This is a genomic window from Hydrogeniiclostridium mannosilyticum (assembly GCF_003268275.1).
Lineage (GTDB): Bacteria > Bacillota > Clostridia > Oscillospirales > Acutalibacteraceae > Hydrogeniiclostridium > Hydrogeniiclostridium mannosilyticum.
Genome location: NZ_QLYR01000001.1, coordinates 206,758 through 227,641, shown reverse-complemented (window position 1 = coordinate 227,641; position 20,884 = coordinate 206,758). Strand labels below are relative to the sequence as shown.

24 protein-coding genes are annotated in these 20,884 nt (G+C 49.4%); 8 read left to right on the top strand and 16 right to left on the bottom strand.

The features are described from left to right. Nucleotides 1-10: 10 nt before the first annotated feature. From DPQ25_RS01090 to DPQ25_RS01015, 16 genes are all read right to left on the bottom strand, one after another. Complete coding sequence (locus tag DPQ25_RS01090) at nucleotides 11-421, bottom strand: cupin domain-containing protein (RefSeq protein ID WP_112331333.1); 411 nt, start codon at nucleotides 419-421, stop codon at nucleotides 11-13. Further along, nucleotides 421-1,296 (bottom strand): DUF3737 family protein, encoded by an 876-nt coding sequence (locus tag DPQ25_RS01085; RefSeq protein WP_112331332.1) that lies wholly within the window; start codon nucleotides 1,294-1,296, stop codon nucleotides 421-423. The genes DPQ25_RS01090 and DPQ25_RS01085 overlap by 1 nt, the downstream gene beginning before the upstream one ends. 25 nt (nucleotides 1,297-1,321) lie before the next feature. Continuing rightward, complete coding sequence (locus DPQ25_RS01080; RefSeq protein ID WP_112331331.1) at nucleotides 1,322-2,494, bottom strand: iron-containing alcohol dehydrogenase; 1,173 nt, start codon at nucleotides 2,492-2,494, stop codon at nucleotides 1,322-1,324. Between the two features lie 27 nt (nucleotides 2,495-2,521). Continuing rightward, nucleotides 2,522-3,202 carry a carboxymuconolactone decarboxylase family protein gene (locus DPQ25_RS01075; protein ID WP_112331330.1) on the bottom strand — a complete coding sequence of 227 codons (681 nt, stop codon included), beginning with the start codon at nucleotides 3,200-3,202 and terminating at the stop codon, nucleotides 2,522-2,524. 12 nt (nucleotides 3,203-3,214) lie between these two features. Further along, the gene (locus DPQ25_RS01070; RefSeq protein WP_112331329.1) at nucleotides 3,215-3,634 is read right to left on the bottom strand and encodes a DUF1893 domain-containing protein; all 420 of its coding nucleotides are present in this window, start codon (nucleotides 3,632-3,634) and stop codon (nucleotides 3,215-3,217) included. Next, nucleotides 3,627-4,334 (bottom strand): DUF4405 domain-containing protein, encoded by a 708-nt coding sequence (locus DPQ25_RS01065; RefSeq protein WP_242978178.1) that lies wholly within the window; start codon nucleotides 4,332-4,334, stop codon nucleotides 3,627-3,629. The genes DPQ25_RS01070 and DPQ25_RS01065 overlap by 8 nt, the downstream gene beginning before the upstream one ends. A gap of 178 nt (nucleotides 4,335-4,512) precedes the next feature. Beyond that, entirely contained in the window at nucleotides 4,513-5,631 is a 1,119-nt protein-coding gene (locus DPQ25_RS01060) for an aldo/keto reductase (RefSeq protein WP_112331327.1), read from the bottom strand. Nucleotides 5,632-5,648: 17 nt separating this feature from the next. Continuing rightward, nucleotides 5,649-6,974 carry an MATE family efflux transporter gene (locus DPQ25_RS01055; RefSeq protein WP_112331326.1) on the bottom strand — a complete coding sequence of 442 codons (1,326 nt, stop codon included), beginning with the start codon at nucleotides 6,972-6,974 and terminating at the stop codon, nucleotides 5,649-5,651. A gap of 41 nt (nucleotides 6,975-7,015) precedes the next feature. Next, nucleotides 7,016-7,552, bottom strand: coding sequence for a flavodoxin family protein (locus DPQ25_RS01050; protein WP_112331325.1), 537 nt, complete (start codon nucleotides 7,550-7,552; stop codon nucleotides 7,016-7,018). 14 nt (nucleotides 7,553-7,566) lie between these two features. Beyond that, nucleotides 7,567-8,304, bottom strand: a complete 738-nt coding sequence (locus DPQ25_RS01045; RefSeq protein ID WP_112331324.1) for a flavodoxin — start codon at nucleotides 8,302-8,304, stop codon at nucleotides 7,567-7,569. 160 nt (nucleotides 8,305-8,464) lie between these two features. Further along, nucleotides 8,465-9,343 (bottom strand): DUF362 domain-containing protein, encoded by an 879-nt coding sequence (locus DPQ25_RS01040; protein WP_242978177.1) that lies wholly within the window; start codon nucleotides 9,341-9,343, stop codon nucleotides 8,465-8,467. A 205-nt stretch (nucleotides 9,344-9,548) separates the two neighbouring features. Next, on the bottom strand, nucleotides 9,549-10,310 hold the full coding sequence (locus DPQ25_RS01035; RefSeq protein ID WP_112331322.1) for a flavodoxin: 762 nt from the start codon (nucleotides 10,308-10,310) through the stop codon (nucleotides 9,549-9,551). A 37-nt stretch (nucleotides 10,311-10,347) separates the two neighbouring features. Then, entirely contained in the window at nucleotides 10,348-11,463 is a 1,116-nt protein-coding gene (locus DPQ25_RS01030) for a flavodoxin (RefSeq protein WP_112331321.1), read from the bottom strand. A 4-nt stretch (nucleotides 11,464-11,467) separates the two neighbouring features. Further along, complete coding sequence (locus DPQ25_RS01025; protein WP_112331320.1) at nucleotides 11,468-11,827, bottom strand: helix-turn-helix domain-containing protein; 360 nt, start codon at nucleotides 11,825-11,827, stop codon at nucleotides 11,468-11,470. A gap of 173 nt (nucleotides 11,828-12,000) precedes the next feature. Continuing rightward, the gene (locus DPQ25_RS01020) at nucleotides 12,001-12,888 is read right to left on the bottom strand and encodes a LysR family transcriptional regulator (protein WP_112331319.1); all 888 of its coding nucleotides are present in this window, start codon (nucleotides 12,886-12,888) and stop codon (nucleotides 12,001-12,003) included. A gap of 166 nt (nucleotides 12,889-13,054) precedes the next feature. Further along, nucleotides 13,055-13,414, bottom strand: a complete 360-nt coding sequence (locus tag DPQ25_RS01015) for a helix-turn-helix domain-containing protein (RefSeq protein WP_262510503.1) — start codon at nucleotides 13,412-13,414, stop codon at nucleotides 13,055-13,057. Between the two features lie 334 nt (nucleotides 13,415-13,748). Between DPQ25_RS01015 and DPQ25_RS01010 the strand changes: the two genes are divergently transcribed. The 8 genes from DPQ25_RS01010 (at nucleotide 13,749) to DPQ25_RS00975 (ending at nucleotide 20,883) form a co-directional block, all read left to right on the top strand. After that, nucleotides 13,749-14,099 (top strand): winged helix-turn-helix domain-containing protein, encoded by a 351-nt coding sequence (locus DPQ25_RS01010; RefSeq protein WP_112331317.1) that lies wholly within the window; start codon nucleotides 13,749-13,751, stop codon nucleotides 14,097-14,099. 360 nt (nucleotides 14,100-14,459) lie between these two features. Further along, on the top strand, nucleotides 14,460-14,885 hold the full coding sequence (locus DPQ25_RS01005) for a sigma-70 family RNA polymerase sigma factor (RefSeq protein ID WP_112331316.1): 426 nt from the start codon (nucleotides 14,460-14,462) through the stop codon (nucleotides 14,883-14,885). Between the two features lie 535 nt (nucleotides 14,886-15,420). Then, the gene (locus tag DPQ25_RS01000) at nucleotides 15,421-17,376 is read left to right on the top strand and encodes an ATP-dependent DNA helicase (protein WP_112331315.1); all 1,956 of its coding nucleotides are present in this window, start codon (nucleotides 15,421-15,423) and stop codon (nucleotides 17,374-17,376) included. Nucleotides 17,377-17,391: 15 nt separating this feature from the next. After that, on the top strand, nucleotides 17,392-17,826 hold the full coding sequence (locus tag DPQ25_RS00995; protein ID WP_112331314.1) for a recombinase family protein: 435 nt from the start codon (nucleotides 17,392-17,394) through the stop codon (nucleotides 17,824-17,826). Then, nucleotides 17,823-18,236 carry a recombinase family protein gene (locus DPQ25_RS00990; protein WP_112331313.1) on the top strand — a complete coding sequence of 138 codons (414 nt, stop codon included), beginning with the start codon at nucleotides 17,823-17,825 and terminating at the stop codon, nucleotides 18,234-18,236. The genes DPQ25_RS00995 and DPQ25_RS00990 overlap by 4 nt, the downstream gene beginning before the upstream one ends. Nucleotides 18,237-18,243: 7 nt before the next feature. Further along, nucleotides 18,244-18,423, top strand: a complete 180-nt coding sequence (locus tag DPQ25_RS00985) for a hypothetical protein (RefSeq protein WP_112331312.1) — start codon at nucleotides 18,244-18,246, stop codon at nucleotides 18,421-18,423. An 86-nt stretch (nucleotides 18,424-18,509) separates the two neighbouring features. Then, on the top strand, nucleotides 18,510-20,048 hold the full coding sequence (locus DPQ25_RS00980) for a recombinase family protein (protein WP_112331311.1): 1,539 nt from the start codon (nucleotides 18,510-18,512) through the stop codon (nucleotides 20,046-20,048). A 4-nt stretch (nucleotides 20,049-20,052) separates the two neighbouring features. Next, the gene (locus DPQ25_RS00975) at nucleotides 20,053-20,883 is read left to right on the top strand and encodes a recombinase family protein (RefSeq protein ID WP_112331310.1); all 831 of its coding nucleotides are present in this window, start codon (nucleotides 20,053-20,055) and stop codon (nucleotides 20,881-20,883) included. Nucleotide 20,884 lies beyond the last annotated feature (1 nt).

Sequence of the window (20,884 nt, the reverse complement as noted above, 5' to 3'; positions counted from 1 at the left end):
ATTTCGCTCCTTATTTTAGGTTGTTGTATTCGTCATCCGCAACGGCCTCACACCATTCGTTGGCGGTTTCCACACCGGGAACTTCAACAGCCAGGTGTACAAACCAGCTGTCTGCCGCCGCACCATGCCAGTGCTTGACCTCCGGCGGGATCATTACCACATCTCCGGCATGAAGTTCTCTCGCAGGCTGCCCCCATTCTTGATACCAGCCACGCCCTGCGGTGCAGAGCAGAAGCTGCCCACCTCCGCTTTTTGCGTGGTGGATATGCCAGTTGTTGCGGCAGCCGGGCTCAAAGGTCACGTTGGCAATCGGAACCCCTTCGGTGGTGAGCATTTTCAGATAGCTTTTCCCAACAAAAAACTGTCCAAATGGATTCTTTTCTCCCATACCGAAAATGTTATCAATTACAGATTCGTTCATCATGCGCTCTCCTTTTCTATTTTTGTATCATTGCTGCTTTTTCGCAGTTCCACTTTGCACTCAGTCTCTATCACAGAATCCTCGTTTATGATTTCTCCGATGCTGTCGGCCACAATATGGCCAGAATGGGGGTTTTTCACCGAAAGAATTTCTCCGATCACATCTGCCTCTACGTCGGAATACTCAAAAGCCAGATCCGCCTGCTCCATCGTGCAGTTCACCAGCTTTAGATTTTTGCAGTAACAAAGCGGCTGTGTTCCGATGATATGGCAGTTGATGAGGGTCAGCCCTTCGGAATACCAGCCGAGGTATTCGCCCTGCACTACGCTGTCCACCACGGTAACATTTTTGCTGTGCCAAAAGGCGTCTTTTGTATGAAGGCGGCAGTGGCGCAGCATAGCGCTCTGCACATATTGAAAAGAATATTTTCCCTGCATGGTCAGCTCGTCGATTTCCAGATTGTCGCTGTGCAAAAACGCATATTCGCTGTTCAGCGTGCAGCGATCCATTTCTATCACATTGCATTGCCAGCCAAACTCGGCAGAATCAATTTGGCAATCCCTCAGAAAAATGTCAGAGCATTCCCGCAGGGCTTTGATCCCTTTAAGATCGCAGTGAGTCAGTTCCAAGCGCCGGTCATACCACAGCGCAGCCCGGCAGGTTTCCGTCATGCGGCAGTTTTTTATGGTGCCGGTATCCACGTGCCAGAAAGGGTAGCGCAGGGCAAATTCACAATCAAGCACCGTGATATTTCGGGCTTCCTTCAGTGCAGATTCCCCATCAGCAGGGCCTGCAAAGGTACAATTCTGAATGGTGCTGTCCTGCTGATGGTATAAAGCCCGTTCTTCATCAAAAGTTTTTCCGATAATTTTCATTTTTTCGCGCCTTTCTATTGGAGAATCAGCAATATGCTTTTTTAAAAATTGCGGCACAGTCTTCGTCAGAAAGAGGAGCCCGGTCGCAGGCAAACAGGCCGCCCATGGTTGCACGGGCATTCTGTGCCAGAGTCATAAACTCCTCCGGCTGAATACCGTAATCCGACATTTTCAAGCCATCCACGCCGCATTGCTCTTGCAGCTCAGACAGCGCTGCAATAAAATCCATGGGGTCTTTGGTGTCTTTCTTGCCCAGCGCCTGTGCCATGCGAACAAACCGTTCGTCGCAGGCGTGTTTCTCAATGAAATAAGTGAAATACGCTTTTGAGATCATAATCAGCCCTGCACCGTGGGGCAGCTCATGGTGATAGGCACTCATAGCGTGCTCCATGGAATGCTCGCTGGTGCAGGCGCTGACGGTCATAACGACACCGGAAAGGGTGTTGGCAAACGCCACGTGCTCCCTGGCCTCCAAATCTTCTCCGCTCTGAACGGCACGGGGCAGATATGCACCAATGTTTTCAATCGCAGTCAACGCATACATATCACCCATAAGGTTCGCCGCAGCGGAGATGTAGCACTCCACGCTGTGGAACAGTGCATCAAAGCCCTGGTAAGCCGTAAACTTCGGCGGTACTGACTTCATCAGCGCCGGATCAACCACAGCGATCTTGGGAAACAGCGAATCATATCCGCCAAATCCAATTTTTTCGTTGGTTTCCTCGTTGGAAATAACGCCCCACTGATCCACTTCGCTGCCGGTTCCCGCTGTGGTGGTAATCGCGATGATGGAAAGCAGCTCGTTTACAAGGGGGCTTCCTTTCCCAGTGCCACCGGAAATATAATCCCATAAATCGCCGTCGTTGGTCGCCATGGCAGCAATCGCCTTGGAAGCATCCATCACACTGCCGCCGCCAAGGGCCACAATGAAATCACAGCCGTTTTCTTTTGCACAGGCGGCTCCTTCCATCACAGTGGATTTGAGGGGATTGGCCATGATCTTATCGAAAAGAACCGTTTCCACCCCAGCTTTTTTCAGCTGCTCCTCCGTCGCTGCCAGGGAACCGTTTTCTTTGGTGGATTTGCCATTGGAAATGACAACCAATGCCTTTTTACCGGGAAGCTGCTGGGTGTGTAAATTCTCAAGCTGGCCTTCGCCAAACAAAATTTTGGTGGGTACATACATCTGAAAACTCATTTTAAAAACCTCCTAAGAAAAACATCTTTATTTGCCTGCCACTTCATTGATACAGGAAATGGCATTTAGGGTTCGCGGAAAACCGATATAGGGAATACACCATGTAACCGCAGAAAGCAGCGTTTGACGGTCGTTTCCCACTTGAAGATTGCCGCCAATATGTGCTTTCAGCTGAGGCTCACACCCGCCCAGCGTACAGAGAATGCAGAAAGTCAGCAGCTCTCTGGTTTGCAGGTCAAGCCCGCTCCTTGTATAAAAATCGCCAAAGCAATAAGCGGATAAATACTCTTGAATATGCCGCAGCTCCGGCGGGGCATTTTGCCAATTGCGGTCAATGTTTTCTTTCCCAAACAAAGCATACTGAGCGGCAAGTCCCTGCTTCAGCCTGGTATCCTTCGTTACCGTCTCCCGGCTTTTCAGCGGCAGCTGAATGCCCTGGTCGCTCATGGTGCGCTCTGCTTCATCCAGGGCTTCCAATGCTCTGGCGCTACCGGCATATGGCGTACACTGGACAATAGCCTCTGCAATCTCTTCCGGCGTTACCCCAACTCGCAGCGCCCGCTTCACTTCTTCGGGGATTCTGTTTTGTGTACCCAATGCAGTCACTACTGCCAGGGAGATCAGCCGTTTTATTTTTTGCGGAAGGTTCCCATAGAGATTCACTTCCTCCGCTTGAAAAGCAGATATGATCTGTCTTAGCTCATCCATGTCAATTCCTCCTTACGAAACGGTTTTCAAAGCCTTTTGCAAAATTCGATAAGCTTCCTCTGGGTCTTTGGTATGAGAGATAATTGCCTCCAAAGGGCAAACCTCTTTTCTCTCATAATCCAATATTTCCGGTACAACTTGTGTATAGGTGCAAAGAACGCCATAATAGGAAAGAGTATAAAGTGCCGGTTCGCTCATTACCTGCGCATATACTTCTTTGACCCCTGCCATAACAAGTAGGAGTGCAGCAGCTTTTCCCACCACTTTATCTGCGGCTGAAAAATTTGTAAGTTCAACGCCCTGTGCTAAAAATTGAACCAGTGCATAAATACCGCGGTAGGCGCTGGTATGCGTGCAATCCCCTCTGCAAAATGCACAGGTACAGTTTTCCTGCGCCAATAAAATGCTCCTGGCGCGTTCTGCGTCACTCATGGCCACCAGTTCTCCTTACATTTTTCTGTGCACGCAGCTTTTGGAACACTCTGCCTGCATAGTAGGCAATACAGGCCCATAGCGCCATCATCGCTATGTATTCGCTGAAAAACAAAATCAGCGGCTGCTCCATGTCAAAGAACACAAACTGGTTTTTTAGGAACATATAAGACGCTAAGTCATTTTTGAGAAAAGCATAAACGCCAACTCCACACAGCAGCAAAGCCAGTGTCCGCAAAACCCAGGTGCGTAAGTTTGACGTCTCTGTTTGTTTTGATGCCTTTCGCACCATTCCCATAACCATGCTCCAGTGCAAACCGAGGTGAGCACTCATCAAGATGAACCCCCAATAGGCCGCCAGCATATGGAGGAGGCGGGCAAAACCCATTCCACCGTCAATGCTCAAAAAGGCAAATACTGTTCTGGACATAATGATGCCGCTGACCATCAGGCCGATCATGGAAAAGAGAAGCAGAAAATTTACAATCGTCTGTACCATGCGAAGCACCGTGTATTTTCCTTTGATAAGGTTCCGATACCACCTTACATTCAAAATATGGTGCAGAACGAACAGTACAAGCATAACAGTGCCAATCCACTCGTGCGCGGCTTCTCCAACAAGCATATACGCCATCTGGCACAGCAGCAAAACTGTCATTATAAAATCTATGGACATTTTGAATATCATTTTGGGTTTCAATGGAACCGTCCTCCTTCCAACACAGGTCGTCCACATTCGTTTACAAGAACAGTATATGCCCTTTTTCTTTTCATGTCTAATACTTATATTGGATTAAATTAAATGCTTTAAAGGCATGAAATAACAAAATCGGATACCGCCCATTTATGAGCAGTACCCGCTTTGTCAGTGGTCTTTATTATTCGCCAAAATAGTCATGAATCACCTGCATCCGTTTGACCTGTCCCACATGGAACGGGCAGCGGGAATCGCAGTGGCCACAGCCAACGCAGTCTCCAGCTTTCTTTTCCAGATTCGCATAATGGCTTTTCGCCAATTCATCACCGGCCTGTGCCAGATCGTAATACTTGTTGATTAGGCCCACATCCAGTCCCATCGGGCAGGGCTGGCAATGGTTGCAGTACACACAAACGCCTGTGGCCTCCTGGGGCGCAAAGGTTCCCAAAATGGAATAGTCTTTTTCTTGGGGAGTTGCCTGGACAAAGCCTAAAATACGTTTCAAATCTTCCCTGTCCCGCACACCCGGCAAAACAGTGACAACCCCCGGCTTATCCAGCGCATATTGGATACACTGGTATTCCGTCAGCGCCTGCCCAAAGGGAGAGGTTTTGGCGCTTAACAGCTGCCCGCCGCTGAAAGCTTTCATCACAGAGATCGCTACGCCGCTGGCTTCACAGCGCCGGTATAGATTCATCCGTTCTGCCGCACTGCCCACTGCATAGCTTTCCGCTTCATAATTCGGCTCAGAACCGCCAGCATAATCATAAGCCGGATTGATACTGAACATCAACATATCCAGAATCCCGGCGTCCAGCGCCTGGTGCACAATGCTTGGCGTATGGGAGGAAAGACCCACATGACGCACTACTCCGGACTTTTTCAGCTGTAAAATGTAGTCCAGAATGCCGCCGGTCAGTGCATTTTCAAAATCGGCTTTTTCGTCAATACAATGCATAAATCCAAAGTCGATGTAGTCGGTTCGCAGCGCACCCAGCTGCCAGTCGATGGAGCGTTTGATGGTATCCAGGTCGGTTGTCCATCCATATTTACCGTCCTGGTAGTTTGCACCGAAATGAACTTGAAAATAGACATTCTTTCGGTTCCCTGCAAGGGCGCGCCCAAATGCAGGGAAGGGCGCTGCGTCGGCAGACGCCATATCAAAATAGTTGATGCCGTTTTCCAGCGCCATGGTCATGGCAGCTTCAATTTCCCGCTCCCCAGCCATGCCGATGGAGCTGGTGCCAAAACCAAGAACGCTGATTTGTTCATTGCCATGCGGCAGTTTGCGATATTCCATAATGATAGGTCTCCTTTTTATATACTTCTCATCAGCCGCCATTTTCCGCTTCTGTATCGCAGCAGAAACGCCGCCGATCTGGCCAGCCAGTCCATGCCCATGGCAATCCATACGCCGATGATCCCTAAATCCAGCACAATCCCAAAGAGAACAGCGGAACCCAGCCGGAACAGCAGCATAGAGCAAATTCCCACAAACATGGTAAAATTCACGTCCCCAGCGGCCCGTAGGCTGTTGGCTAGGTTGAAAGATGTGGGGTGAAGGGCAAATGCCAATATATTGTGCATCACAACCAAAATGGCAGCATACCGCAAGGTTTCATCCGAAAGGTTATAGAAGTTCAAAATAACCGGCAATAGGGCACATACGCAGACTCCCAATATTCCGGTGGACAGATAGGAAATCTTCATCAGCTTTTTGGTATAGCTCTGCGCCTGCTCCGGCAGCCCTGCGCCAACACACTGCCCTACCACCGTAATGACCGCTAAATTGACGGCGTTCACTACGATGATTGCAATCTGGTCGATGCTGTTCGCTACTCCGTTTGCCGCAATTTGGGCGGTGCCAAATGACGAAACAATGCTGGTGACAATGACCCGCCCCAATGCAAACAGCCCGTTTTCAATCCCATTGGGAACGGCGATACGGAGAATTTTTCCCAGCAGTTCCTGCTTCCAGGCGAAAATGTTCCGTGCGCGAAGGATGATCAAATTACTTTGCTTCAGCGCCAGTAAAGTCATCAAAACTGCCGCTACCGCACGGGAAATCAGAGTAGGAACCGCTACCCCGGCCACCCCTGCGTGCAAAAGCTGTACGCCGATAAAGTCTCCGACAATATTGATCGCATTCATCAACAGGGAAACAACCATCGTCATATTGGTTTTGCTCATCGACCGGAACAATGCTGCCGATGCGTTATATATCCCAAGAAAAGGGAAAGAACATGCGGTAATTGTAAAATAGGTGATGGAAGCGTCCATCACATCCTCCTCCACTGTTCCAAACAGCAGCCGGAGCAGATGATGCCGAAACAGCAGGCAAAGCGCCATAATCGCCAATGAAATCAAGGCAGAAATAAGCAGCAGCTGACCTGCGGATTTTTCCGCATTTTCTTTCTGACTGCCTCCCAGGTATTGAGAAACAATGACCGCTCCACCGGTGGCTACAGCGGTTAAAACGGTAATGACCAGATAGTTTACCATATCCACCAGTGCGACGCCGGAAACAGCGGCTTCACCGGCAGCGGAAACCATTAAGGTATCCGTCATTCCCACCAGCATGGCCAAAATCTGCTCGATGACCAGTGGAATGAGTAATTTTTTGAGTGCCTGACTGGAAAACAAAAGTGTGCGCCTCGCTTTGCCTGTATGATTCAGTTTCTACGTTACACCAAGTTCTTTCCCATTTCGTAAGCCTTTATGGGATAGGAACTGGCTTGGGCCGCCCTGCGGTCGCCGCAGCCGCCAGCCAGCAAAACACCGATGTTGTTCCAGCCTAAATAGGCTACAACCGTCTGGTAGTGGCCTTCCAGGGCTTTGAATGTCCAATCTTGATCGTCATATGCCGTTGCCAGCAGGATCGATTTTTTACTGCTTCCCATCAAGTCGGAATTGACGGCATAAAAGCGGTCGATCACCATTTTCAGCTGGGCGGACATCCCAAAATAGTAAAGCGGCGTCACGAATACAACCACATCGGCTTCTTTTAAATGGGGGAGCAGCGTCTCCATGGAGTCTTGATGAACGCAGCGGCCTGTACTACCGCAGCGGCCGCAGCCAAGGCAGGGGTGAAGCGTCTCAAACGCTGCATCAAACCGAAAAACCTTGTGACCGCTTTCTTTTGCGCCGCGGATAAATTCATCCGCAAGCAGTGCCGATGTACCTTTCCGATGGGGGCTGCCGGTGATAACTGTGATTTTCATATCGTACCTCTCCTTTAATAGCCGACTTCTTCCAGCCAGCCTAAAATATCATTTTCGGAGGAAGCTGCGTCCTCCTCGTAAACATCAAATACGTTCTCGGAAAGTACCGCACTTTCCGGCAAGGCCGATTCAATCTCATCCACACTATTGGCAAGCCCGCCAGTTCCATGAGAGCAAAACAGATAGATCTGTTTTCCGGAAAGGTCATTCTGCTCGATAAAAGACAGCAGGGCCATTGGTGCGCCATACCACCAGTTTGGATACCCCAGAAACACCACATCGTAACCGCTCATTGATTCAACCGTTTCCGTCAATGCCGGACGTGCATTGCGGGATCGTTCCTCATTGGCACGGGCCAGACATTCGTCCCAATCGCTGGGATAGGGATCTGTTACTTGAATCGAAAACAGATCGCCGCCGGTTTGTTCCTGTACCCAGCCTGCAAGCTGCTGGACATTGCCGGGAGCCACCACGCTGGGAGAAGCGACTGCATCCACCGCTCCCTCAATTACAGCGTTATCCGCCCAAGAAAAGTAAGCCACCAAGACACGGCTCTGCTGCCCGGATTCCTGTGGTGGCACAGATTCTTCTGCACCCGAACTTACCTCATCGGAAACCGCAGGCTCTGAAATTGCAGACTGCTCATTTTGCGATGTTCCGCTCGACGATGCCGTTTCTTCATCGCTGGCGCCACAGGCAGCTAAGGAGAATACCAGTGAAAGTATCAAAAGAACTGCCATTATTTTTTTCATAAGTGATCCCTTCTTTCTTCCTTTGGTTCTATTATAAGTCGAGAGATTTTTAATGTCTAATACCTATAATAAATCAAACCAAATGCTTGAAAAGCATAAATGTGAAGTGCGCCTTCCGTATCACAAGAAAGCGCACTTTGTCAAATCCTATGTTTCGGCTTTACTGCTCATCAATACGCACAAGCTCATATTCGCGGCTGCCAAACCCAATGGCCTCTGCGTGTTCCAGTGCGTGGATCGCATGGCGGCTTTCCATCCGTTCAATCAAATCGGCCCCATCCGGCGCAGCATACACCAAATCGACACAGGCCTGATCCAATGCCACCGGGTCAAGGGATGCCAGGATTCCAATGTCCTCCATACTTGGTTCTGCACCATAGGCGATACAGTCGCAGTCTACCGAGAGATGGTTCATTACATTGATGTACAGGATATTTTCTCCCTTATCATCTGCCACGGATTTTGCGGCTTCCGCCATTGCTTCCAAAAAGTCATCCTGCGGCGTGGTGCTCAGCATCCGGTCGGTGGTACTTGCCCCGGCGCTGTGAATGAGGCACTTGCCAGAGGATGAAGCAATCCCTATGGACATATTTTTAATTGCTCCGCCAAAGCCTCCCATTCGGTGTCCCTTAAAGTGAGAAAGAATGATGAAGAAATCGTAATCTTCATAGCTTTCGCCCACCAGATTTTCTGTTAGACGGGTTCCACCTGCAACCGGCAGGCTCACCGAGCCATCCGCATCCATAATGTCCACATCGGCAATCGCCGTATAGCCATGATCCGCTGCCAGCTGGAGATGATACGCAGTGCTGGCCCGGCTGCCGCCATAGGCGGTATTGCACTCGACAATCGTGCCGTCAACCTCCTGCACCAAATCCTTGATGAGATTCGCGTCCAGATAGTGGCTTCCCGGTTCGCCTGTGGAAATCTTCACTGCCACATTGCCGGTGGCCTCCCGGTTCAGCGCCTCATAGATTTGGATCAAACTCTCCGGGCTGATGTCCGTTGTCATATAAACCGCCGGAGCCTTGTTTTCCATGCTTGACTCCGAAGAAGCTTCCGGCTGTTCACTGCTTATGGGTTGGGATTCCTCTGCGTCGGAAGTCACAGAGGAAGATGCAGGCGGTACAGAAGAAGGTTCATTTTGAACTTCCGAGTTGCAGGCAGTCAGCGAAAAGACAAGCAGAGCTGCACTTATCAATGCAAGACATTTTTTCTTCCATTTCATGGCCGCTTACTCCTTCTTATCCGGCATAGCCCAAACCGGACAGCCACTCGTTCACTTGCTGCTGTGCGCCGGTCGCGCTGGAATCACGCAGATGCAAACCCTCTTGAACGGTCGCGCCGGATTCTAAGCCTTCAATGGTGCTTACAGTGCTGGAAAATCCGCTGCCTCCGGAGGTGACAAAGGGAACAATGGTTTTGCCGGAGAGATCGACCTGCTCCAAGAAGCTATACAGCGCCATAGGCATATCGCCCCACCAATTGGGGAAGCCCAGAAAAATCACATCATAGGCGTCCAGATTTTCCGGGAGCGCGGTAAGTTCGGGGCGGGCGTCTGCATTGCGCTCCTGCTGCCCCTGGTCAATGGTTTCATCATAGGAAGCCGGGTACTTTTCCACCGTCTGGATGGAGAACAGTTCAGCCCCAGTGGATTCAGCGATCATATTGGCTACAACGCCGGTGTTCCCGGTAATCGTATCGTTCCAAGTCTGAATACTTGCCGTTGCGGAAGCGTCAACACCATCCGGCAGATCCGCATTTTCAGCATAGCTGAAATACGCAACCAGCATATTGCTTTCGCCGCCGTCAGCTTCCGGCGTTTCCTCCGCAGAGGAAGATGAGGACTGCGGCTGTTCAGAGGAAGGAGATTCCTCCGGTTCAGAAACCTGCGAACTGCTGGGAGCTTGACTCGGCTGAGAACTTTCCTGGGATTCTGTTTCGCTGCACGCTGCCAGCGAAACCACCATCATCCCCGCTAATAAGAATGCCAAAATTCGTTTCATTGTAAATTACCTCCAATTATTTGATGGAACATGAAGATTACTCCGCCAGAGCAAAGGTAATATCCACATTGCCGGAAAGCTCGTTAAAAATGCTCAAATCGGACGTGACCTTACCAATGGGGATAACATCCACCGAAAGCACGGGGTCATCCGTCTGCGCATAGAAAATCGCCATGTTGTGGTGGGCTTCGCAATAGGTGATATCGCCATTTTCAAATGTTTTTTGCCCGCCTTCCAGATTTTCCGGGTAGAAATCTACTCCGCCGTAATACTCACGACTACCAAAGCCAACCATGGAAATGGTCAAAGGAAAATACTCCTCAATTTCCTTGGCCAGGGCAGTGTCATAAATCACACCGTCTAAAACGGTGTCTCCAACCGTAATGGTAATGGCTGTTCCTTCGGCCTGTACATTTTCTTCCGCTTTTTTGTCCATACCGATCTCTTGCAGCCACTGCGCTACGGGTTCGGCCCCTCCCGCTACATCGGAGGCTTCAATCGCAAGGCCGTCCAGAACCTGTGCCGCTCCGGGAACAGCCGCAGCAATATCTGTGTAGCTGCTGCCGGCGCCATAACCGTCATGGGTACAGAAGGGAATGACCGTCTTACCGGATAAGTCGTATTCCGACAGGAAGGAGAAAATGGCCTGCGGCGCATTGGTAGCCCAAATCGGGTAGCCAATGAATACTGTATCATACTGAGAAATGTCCAAATCGCTTTCCACCAGTTCGGGCAATGTTCCCGCATCCATTTCTGCGTGATTTTGGTCTACCACAGCATCAAAGTCGGTGGGATAAGGGGTGACGGTCTGAATCATATGGACATCGCCGCCCACGTTCTGCTGAATCAAATTTGCCATATACTCTGTGGTTCCGTACTGTTGTCCGTTATCCAGCACCAGACTGGCAGAGGTGCTGGCGTCCACATCGTCAGGATATTCTGCATTGCGCCCAAGTGAAAAATACGCAATTAGAATTCGGTTTCCTGCCGTGCTTTCTTCCGGGGCGGCGATACTGCTTTCCGGTTGTGTGTTGGTTTGGCTCTGCGGCATGGATGACTCGCTGCTTTCTGGCTGCGACTGTTCCTGCGATTGACAGGCTGCCATAGAAATCATCATCACCACTGCCAGCAAAGCAGATGCAATTTTTTTCATACATTTATCCTCCTTTGACTTTTCGACCTTTTATCTCGTGAATCAGATAATCCACCTGATCCAGCGACTGCTGTTTTCCATGAATTTCTTCAAGCAGCTGATACCGGCACTTACGCAGAATTCGCACCTGTTCAGCGTCTGTATTGCCTTTTGCATTCATCAGGGCAATTAGACGCTTTAAGGCATCCAAGTCCATTCCCGCGCTTAGCAGAAAGTGAAGCTGAACAGCACGCCTCAGCTCTGCTTCTTGATAATCCGTATCGCCAGCATCGGTTTTTGTTCCTTTTAGCAGGCCGTTCGCTTTGTAGAAATCCAGGGTTTCCATTTTAATGTGGAAACGTCTGCTTGCTTCCTGTAACGTCATTTCGAGCCTCCAATTTGGCAAAAAAATAATGTAGGCGTGGTCATAAAAGAGTGGCTCACTCGATTTGACTACACCTACATTATAGGTCAAGGGTTTTCCTATGTCTAATACTTAATTTTTATGAAAGTAAATGCCTGTAAGGCATGAGTTCTGAATGCGTCTTGGTCTTTTCCTTATTCCAAATGGGCAAAAGTACGTTTCAAATGTTCGATAAACTTAGATGCTGCTAAACCAAAGGGCTGCTGCCTTTTCCATGCAAGTACACTGCTGGCCGATAATTCGGGATTCAGCGGGCGAAAAGTAATTTTTTCTTGATCCCACAAAGAGATACTTCCTTTAACCACGATTGCATATGCAAGTTTATGACATACCATCACCGAACCATTTGAAGGAAGGTTGCTGGTAAACAGAACATTCAGTTGGTCAAAATCGTCTCCGAACCAGCTGGCCAGCTCACTTTGAACGCTCAACCGCCGAGGCAGGATTAACGGCAGGTCTTTCAAATCCGCAGGCGTGACAGAATCGTGGCTGGCCAGAGGATCATCTGCTGGCATTACAACAACCCATTGCTCTTTTTGATTTAAGCGAATAAAATCATATTTCTCCATGTTGATGGGTTCCAGCAAAAGGCCCACATCAATCAGCCCGCGCTCCATCTGATCTCTTACATGATCGGCTGTGGCGGTATATAAATCAAAGGTAACGGCTGGATAGCGATCATGAAACGACCGAAACAGTTCCGGAAGCATTTGCATGGCTCCCAGATCGCCGCAGCCAATAGTTACTGTACCCTCGACAGCCTCCTCCTGCTCCGTGAGTTCCCGTTCAGTCTTATCCACCAACTCCAGAATTTCTTCTGCCCGGCGGCGCAGCAACAATCCCTCATTTGTCAGTACAATTTTTCGCGTACCACGGTCAAACAGTTTCACGCCCATCTCATCTTCCATCTGCGCCAGCTGTCGGCTTAAAGTGGGCTGTGTGATATGCAGCACATCTGCCGCTTTGGTAATACTCTCTTCCCGTGCTACGGTGAGGAAATAACGAAGCACCCGAATTTCCATCATGACACCTCCAGATCGTGTTGGTATCATTTTAACACGACCATGCCTAAAAAGCAATATTATTAAAAATCATTCTCAAAAGGCATTCGCATATTGCCATCTTTCAAGCCCCTTAAATTATAAAACCGTGAGATGGCCAAAAGGCTCTCCCACGATTTTAGGAAAACTATTTAGAAAACTCCTGCATAAGCAGATTTAAAATTTCCTGCTGATCTGCAGATAAACCTCCGCTTTTTGGCTTTGTGCTCTCTTTTAGTTCCTTCACCAGCCGGTGGATGAGATCACGCTGCCGATCTGTCATATCGTTTAGGAGCACCTGGTCTTTTTTATCAAAGCCTACCAAGTAGTCCAGCGAAACATTATAAATCGCCGCCATGGTGGTGAGGACGTCCAGCGTGGGAACTTTAAGATTGTTCTCATAGTTGCTGATAACCGAACCGGCCCGGCCTACCCGATGCCCAAGTTCCTCCTGAGAAATCCCGTACTTTTCCCGCAGCATCCGCAAATGGCTCCCAAAATCAAATATCCCATCACCCCGTTTCTTTTTTGACTTCGTGTATAGCTATATTTTAACCTGTTGACCTTCGCATATCGGCAAGTATATAATAAAAGTATTTAGCGATTTGCTAAACGCTTTCGCGCTAAATTTGCTGTTTTACGAATAAAAGACCCGATTTGAAGCAAAAAGACGTGGTTTGACCGGCAGCAGAGCCTCAAAAACTGTTCTTATAAGCTCTGTTGGAGTATACTGCAGTATTTTATAGAATCCAGATATTTCCGCTTACCCCGTCGCTCTCCATACGGTAAAATAAATTCTGTATAAAACGGGATGAGATAAAAAAGAAAGGGAGTCCTTACATATGGCAAAAACAAAACATCCGGACATGGTTTTTGAATTCGGTTCGCTCCGAATTGATCGTCCTAAACGAGAAGCCAGTATAAGCGGAAATACCATTCCTTTGAGCCAAAGAGAATTTGATATCCTGTGGCTGCTTGCCTCTCATGCAGAAGAAGCGCTGCCCCGCGATTTTTTGCACAATGCCCTCTGGCCTCATCCGGATTCGGAACACGGCGAAGAAGAAGTGATCGCCTGTGTGCTGGGCTTGCAGGAAAAAATCCATGTAAAGTCAAACCCTGCTGTGTCCTGCCAAATCGTCAGCATAGATACGCCCAGAGGAAAGGGGTATATTTTGAAAAACAATGTCGAATGACTTCCGGATTTCTTCCGGAAAATTTCTGCTAAAATAGCCGCTTCATTTTCTATACTTTCTCCATCTGAACAAATGGGGAGGAAGAAGGAATAAACAGGCACGCATCCCCCAACTGAGGGGATGGCGGAATGCGGCAGTGTTCACCGCATACAAAAAGGGCTGCAACATCAAATGAAGTTGCAGCCCTTTCTTGCTGGGATAATCCTCATGAAATAGCCTTACTATGCGCGGTCGCCTTTGGGCGGGTGCGCTTTTTTTATTTCTGCAAAAGGAGGTCATGGCTAAGAACTCATAGCGGCAGGCCGCCGCCCCCGGCAATCTGAATTTTTCAAAATTTCAGATTGATCGGAGGAAACAGCCGTGGCTTACAACAAAGCCAAAGCGGAGAGAGAATGGCTTCGCTGGAAAGAAACAGAAGAAAAGAAACTCAGAGAACTTGGCGTGGATGAGGAAACCATCCAACGCCTTCATACATACGATTGGGCGCAGTTCAACAAAGAGCGCCAGTACCTGCAGCGACAGGTGGAATGGTCTCCCTATATAGACCTCATTTCCGCGCAGGATCTGGAGCTGCCCGTAGAAGATACGGAATCCCTGCTGGACAGCATCGAGGATATAGAGCTTTTTTCGTTATTACATAATGTGGACAAGCTCACCCTCGAAATTCTCTTCATGAAGATGGACGGATATGGCAGCAAGGAAATCTCAGAGAAAACTGGCCTTTCTGTAAACGCCATTGATCTGCGAATTTTCAAGCTCAAGAAAAAATTAAAAAAATTTTTATAAGCGGAAAGATTCCGGCCTTTTTCCTGGGCTATAGGGCGAACGGGGAAAAAGAAACGTTCGCCTTGTAGCTTGAAAAATGAATACCAGCCATGCGGGTACGTTCCTGCCTGAGCGAGCGACACAGGAAAAAGCGCCATGACGAACCAAAGCAAGAGCTGCCTCCCTTTTATGGGACGGCGGCTGTTGCTCTTGGTTTCGAGCGATGCATTTTGACCGGAAAGAGGGGGTAGTTGCCCTTTTCGCCATGACCTTGGGCGGGGGATTATGATACGCGCTATCGTTTTGCCCACACGTCAGATGGGTTGGCCGACCTTGGGTTGTAATCAGCAAGACCTTTGGAGAGCCAGTGAACGGCTTGTAGGCTGCAAGCCTGCCCGCATGGTTCCCAAGGTTGCCGGGGGGCGAGCTGCAAATACGGCACATCAAAATCAACCTTTTTATTTTATTCAGATTGCCGTTGACGGCGAATCCGTGCGGCGCAGGTTTTCTGCGCCGCATCAGTTTGCCGCCAACGCACCAAGGAGAATGTGCCGAAATGAACAAGCTACCTTTAAAGGAGCAGGCCCATGGGGAGATTGAACGGATTTTCCGAATCCTCCTGCCTCAAAACGGGCTGGCAGTGCGTGAAGAACAGATTACCCTCTGCCACGCCATGCTGGATACCCTGCTCCAAAACAATATCGCTTTATGCGACGCGGGTGTCGGGATTGGCAAAACCTACGCCTACCTGACCGCCTGCATTTTACTGAAAAAGTTTGCGCCCCATGGGCCTGCCGGTTCCCAGCCGGTGGTGGTTTCCACCTCCAGCGTTGCCCTGCAGGACGCCATCATCGGGGAATACATCCCATTCCTATCCCGGATTTTTCTGGAAAACCGCATTATTCCCAAGCCCATCCGGGCAATGGTGCGAAAGGGCAAGGAACGCTTTGTCTGCGACGCCCGCCTTTCCCAGCGATTGGAAGCCGTGAAAGATAAGAAAAAGAATGCGGAGCAGATGAAAGCCCTGCTCTCCCTTCGCAGCTATTATGATTTAGACGCTGTCACCGGCCTCAGCGAGTTTGACAGGCGGCAGGTGTGCGTCCCCAAGGTTTGCGAGAAAACCTGCCCTTTGCGGAATGCCTGCCGGTACCATCAATACCTGAAGGAAGCCAGAAGCGCGGAGATTTTCGTCCAGATCTGCAATCACAACTATCTGCTGGCCGACGCCGCCCACCGTTTGCAGGAAATGCGGCCCCTTCTCAATGATTACCGGGCTTTGGTGATCGACGAGGCCCACAAGCTGCCGGACGCAGCCCGCCAAATGTACGGGCAGAGTTTGTCGGCGGAGGATTTCCGTGAACTCTGCGACCTGCTGGCAAAAGAAAAATATATCCTTTCTTCCCAGCGTCTGAAAGAAAAGTTTACTGCCCTATTGGGTGCCATGTGCCGGGGCGAACTGTTGGAAGAAGCCCAGCGTACCGCCTTTATTTTAACGCCGGATCGGGAAGCGGCCCTTCGGGATTGCCTTTCCCTCCTTCGGCAGCTTCAAAAACAGCTTGCCCCACACCTCCCACGATGGCTTCTTTACCGGCTGGGAACAACAGAGCAGGCACTGGGCCTCTTTTTTACCGGAGACCGCAGGTATATCCTCTACATCCAGTACGACAGAGACGGAAGCCCCAGCCTCTGCGCCGCCAGCCGGGAAATGCCGGAGCAGCTGCGCCGGGCGCTGTGGCTGAAGGACATCCCCGCCATCCTGACCTCCGGCACCCTTATGGCCGGGGGTAGCTTTGACAGGACCCGCCAGCTCATGGGGCTGTCCGTGAACCAACGGCTGGAGGATTTTATTGCGGTTTCGCCCTTTAACTATGAAGAAAACTGCCTTCTTTACATCCCCGACAACCTGCCGAGAGCGCAGATGGGCAGCGAAAAGGAAGCTAAGTGTTTGGCAGAGCAGATCTGCCGGTTGGTGGAAGCCACTCATGGCCACACTCTGGTGCTCTTTACCTCCTATTCCCTCATGGGTGCTGTTTACAATCAGGTAAAGGACCGGCTGTCTTTTCCCTTGATGGAAGTATGGCGGCACTCGCAGGACGTCATCCATAGGTTCAAGCAGGCGCAGAATGCTGTGCTGTTCGCGGCGGGCTCCTGTTGGGAAGGTGTGGATTTTCCCGGCGATATGGTGTCGTCGCTCATCATTGTGCGGCTGCCTTTTCCTGTCCCTGATCCTATCAGCGAAGCGGAACGGGAGCAGTACCCAACCCTGCAGGATTACATCAAGACGGTAGTTATACCGGATATGCAGGTAAAGCTGCGGCAGGGCTTCGGGCGGGCCATCCGCACCGAAACTGACACCTGCGTGGTGAGCATTTTGGACCACCGGGCAGCCCCCGGTCAGCGGTATCACCAAGCTGTGCTGGAAACCCTGCCGAACCTTCGGCTCACCAGAAAAATCGAAGATATAGAAGATTTCATCCGGGCAAAGAAAGGCCCGGATTATTTTATGTCATAAAGGAGATTACCATAGATGGAGAAGAACAGAAAGATGGTACCCTATTTCCGAGTTGCTACCACGTCAATAGAACAAAAAGTATGGCTCTACACCAGCTCCAAAAGGCAGGATCAGGCCGAGCTAAGAGATTTAAATATAGAGACCATGAAAAAAATAGCACAAGAAAAAGGGCTTGTCGTTGCCGGAATTTCAACTGACTCCAACAGGCAACTGCCTCCCATAGAACGGCCCGGCGTTCAGGAAATGCTGACGGCTGTCCGTGAAGGAAAAGCAGGGGTGGTGATGATGCCCGGCCTTCATCACCTTAGTCGAGAAATGGGCACATTTCTCCCCATTATATCGGAGCTCTACAAGCTGAAAGTGCAGATTCACACCAAAGATAACTACGTCCATTCTCTTCCGTTGCTTCTAAAGTATCCCCAAAAGAAGAAAGGTGGCGACGCAAGATGAGTTTTCCCTATATAGACCGCCCCATGTGGTTATACAGCCGCAGCAGCGATAAAAGGATGTTCGTCCTGATTCAGCAGATGCGGAATCTCTTAGAGGAAGCCAATCATCGGGAATATACCGTTGTAGGTACTTCTCAGGATATGGGCACCGGCAGAAGCATGGCCCGTATGGGCCTGAAGCAGATGATGCGGAGTGTGCAGTGCGGCTTCGTCCGCGCTGTGCTTGTGCGGGATCTATCCCGCCTGAGCCACGATCCCGCCATCCTGATTCAAATACTGGAATTTTTGCAGGATCACGACGCGGTACTGATCACCACCGAGAGCGACCTGCGGTATGAGCTTTACATCAAGGGACTGGAAAACCGCTTTTTCCAGAGGGCAGCTCAAAAGGGCCTCCCTTTGCCATGGTGAAATTATCATGGACATACCCTATACCTTACAAACCCCAAGCGAAAAGGTGATCAATGAAATCAAATACTTTGCAGCATTCTCCGCATTAAAACGGCTGTTAGAACAGAAAAAAATCACATTGGAAAACTGCCGGCTGGCGAATGTTGCTATTGCCGAAAAGTACGGCGTTTCACAACTCCATATTTAGTGGTTGTCGTGATAGCTATCCGGGACGGGTTGTGGTAATGTTGGGTGTGACAAAAAAGATGTCCAGCCGGAAAGGGGGCGGAGAAGGTGCCGCAGGTCAAAGTCATTCAGCCCATCGCGGAACAGGCGAAAAAGCTGCGGGTGGCGGCATACGCCCGCGTGAGCAGCGACTCAGCCGACCAGCTGAACTCCTTCGCCACCCAGGTGGACTATTACACCGGCTACATCCAATCTAAGGACGAATGGGAATTCGCGGGCCTTTACGCCGACGAAGCGGTCTCCGGCACCACAGCCGACAAGCGGGATGATTTTCAGCGCCTGCTTGCCGACTGCCGGGCCGGGAAAATCGACCGCATCCTTGTCAAATCCATTTCCCGGTTTGCGAGAAACACCATCGACTGCCTGCAAACGGTTCGGGAATTGAAGCAGCTCGGCGTGGCCGTGGAATTTGAAAAAGAGGGCCTCGACACTGGGAACATGGGCAGCGAAATGCTGCTGAGTATTCTGGGAGCCGCCGCACAGGAGGAATCCCTTTCCATCTCAAAAAACCTCAAATGGAGCTACCGCCGCCGGATGAAATCCGGCGATTTTATTACCTGCAGTGCCCCTATTGGATATATTCTGAAAAACAAAACTTTAATCCCCAACCCACAGGAAGTTCCCATAGTCGAGTACATTTTTAATAGTTACCTTGCAGGAAAAGGAATTGTTGAGATTGCGTCGGAACTCACTGAAATGGAGATGAGAAATAAAGATGGGGACACCAAACGCTGGAGATCTGTCACAATACTCAACATTCTTAAAAACGAAAAGTATATCGGAGATTCATTAGTCCAAAAGAGATTTACAACAGAGGAACTACCATTTCAGCGAAAGCAAAACAATGGGGAACTACCTCAATATTACATTAAAAATTCCCATCAAGGTATAATCCCTATTGAAGTTTTTGAAGCAGTACAAAGACTTCTCAAACAAAGGAGTCTCTCATATGCTCCTAAAAGCGAAATTCAGCAGTTTCCATTAAGCAAAGCTGTCAAATGCGGTTTGTGTGGTTCGACCTTCTACCGAAAACCGAAAAATCAGTTTATAAAATGGATTTGCTATCAGCACTTAAAAGATAAAGAACTCTGCCCTAACAAAGCAATTTCCCAAGACGAAATCTATCAGGCATTTTTAAGAGTATATAACAAGCTGTTGGACAACAAGGATTCCATTTTGAAAGCCATGCTGAACCAACTTTTGGAACTGCAAGCAAAGACCGCATTTGAAAGGCCGGATCTCATAGCGATAAACGAAAAAATATCTGAATTAGTCAAGCAGAATCATTCGCTCACAAGGTTACAGACCAAGGGGTGCATTGATTCTGCTATTTTTATAGAGCGAAGCAACCGCAACAACCAAAAAATTGAGGAACTACGGCGGGAAGTGCGGCAGCTTCAAGGACCGGACGAGGTTAGCCGTATCGTTGACAACACCAAACTGCTGCTGGAACTGTTGGAAGAAGCCCAGCCTATGCTGGAGTTTGAACCTTCCGTATTCAAAAGCATAGTGCAAAAAATCGTCGTTTATCCCGAAAGGTTTTGTTTTTACCTTACTAACGGGCTGGTACTCGATGAAGGGAGGTGAAGCGATGAAGAAAATACGGTATTTCCTTTTCGGCTATCAGATTGTGCAAGGGAAGATTGTAGCAAAAACTTCTGAAAAAGAACTTGTCGCAGAAATATATCAAAAGTATCTGCAGGGCTGGTCTATCAAACAATTGGCGCTATATGCAGAACAAAGCGGAATCCCATATCGGGAAAACTCAAATGGCTGGAACAAGAATATGATTACCCGGATACTGGAGGATGAACGCTACTGGAACGGAAAACAATATCCGCCCATCATAAGCAAGGAACTTGCAGAGAAAGTCATTCAATTAAAAAAGAGCAAAGCCACACCATACTCAAATCTCCGATTTGTTCAGAAGAAGATGATTTGTCCAGTCTGCGGGAAACGATTGAACCGAAACAGCCAGAAGCACCCTGTTATATTTTGGGATTGCAAAGGTTGCCAAAACCGCTTCGGCCCCATTTCCGACAACGAGCTGCAACAGGCAGTTACAGAAAAGCTGCTGGTCGTTTGCCGGAGCCCACAAATAGCGGAACCAGATCAACAGCCCACCAACAGCCTATCCATACAGACGGCCCGATTGACCAACGAAATCAATCAACTGCTCGATCAGCGTGAAGTAGATACAGACAGGCTGCTTCCTCTGATTTTGGAATGCGCTGCCGAAAAGTATAAGACCTGCAGCATCAAGGAATCCGACCACCTCACCATCAAAATAAAGGCTCTTTTTCAGGAGCATAGCAACGACGAGGAACTGAACCGGGAACTTTTCGAGCAGACCGTGAAGCAGGTTATCCTGCAGCCGGATGACTCCATAAAGTTTCAGCTGCTGAATGGAAAAATAGTTTGAA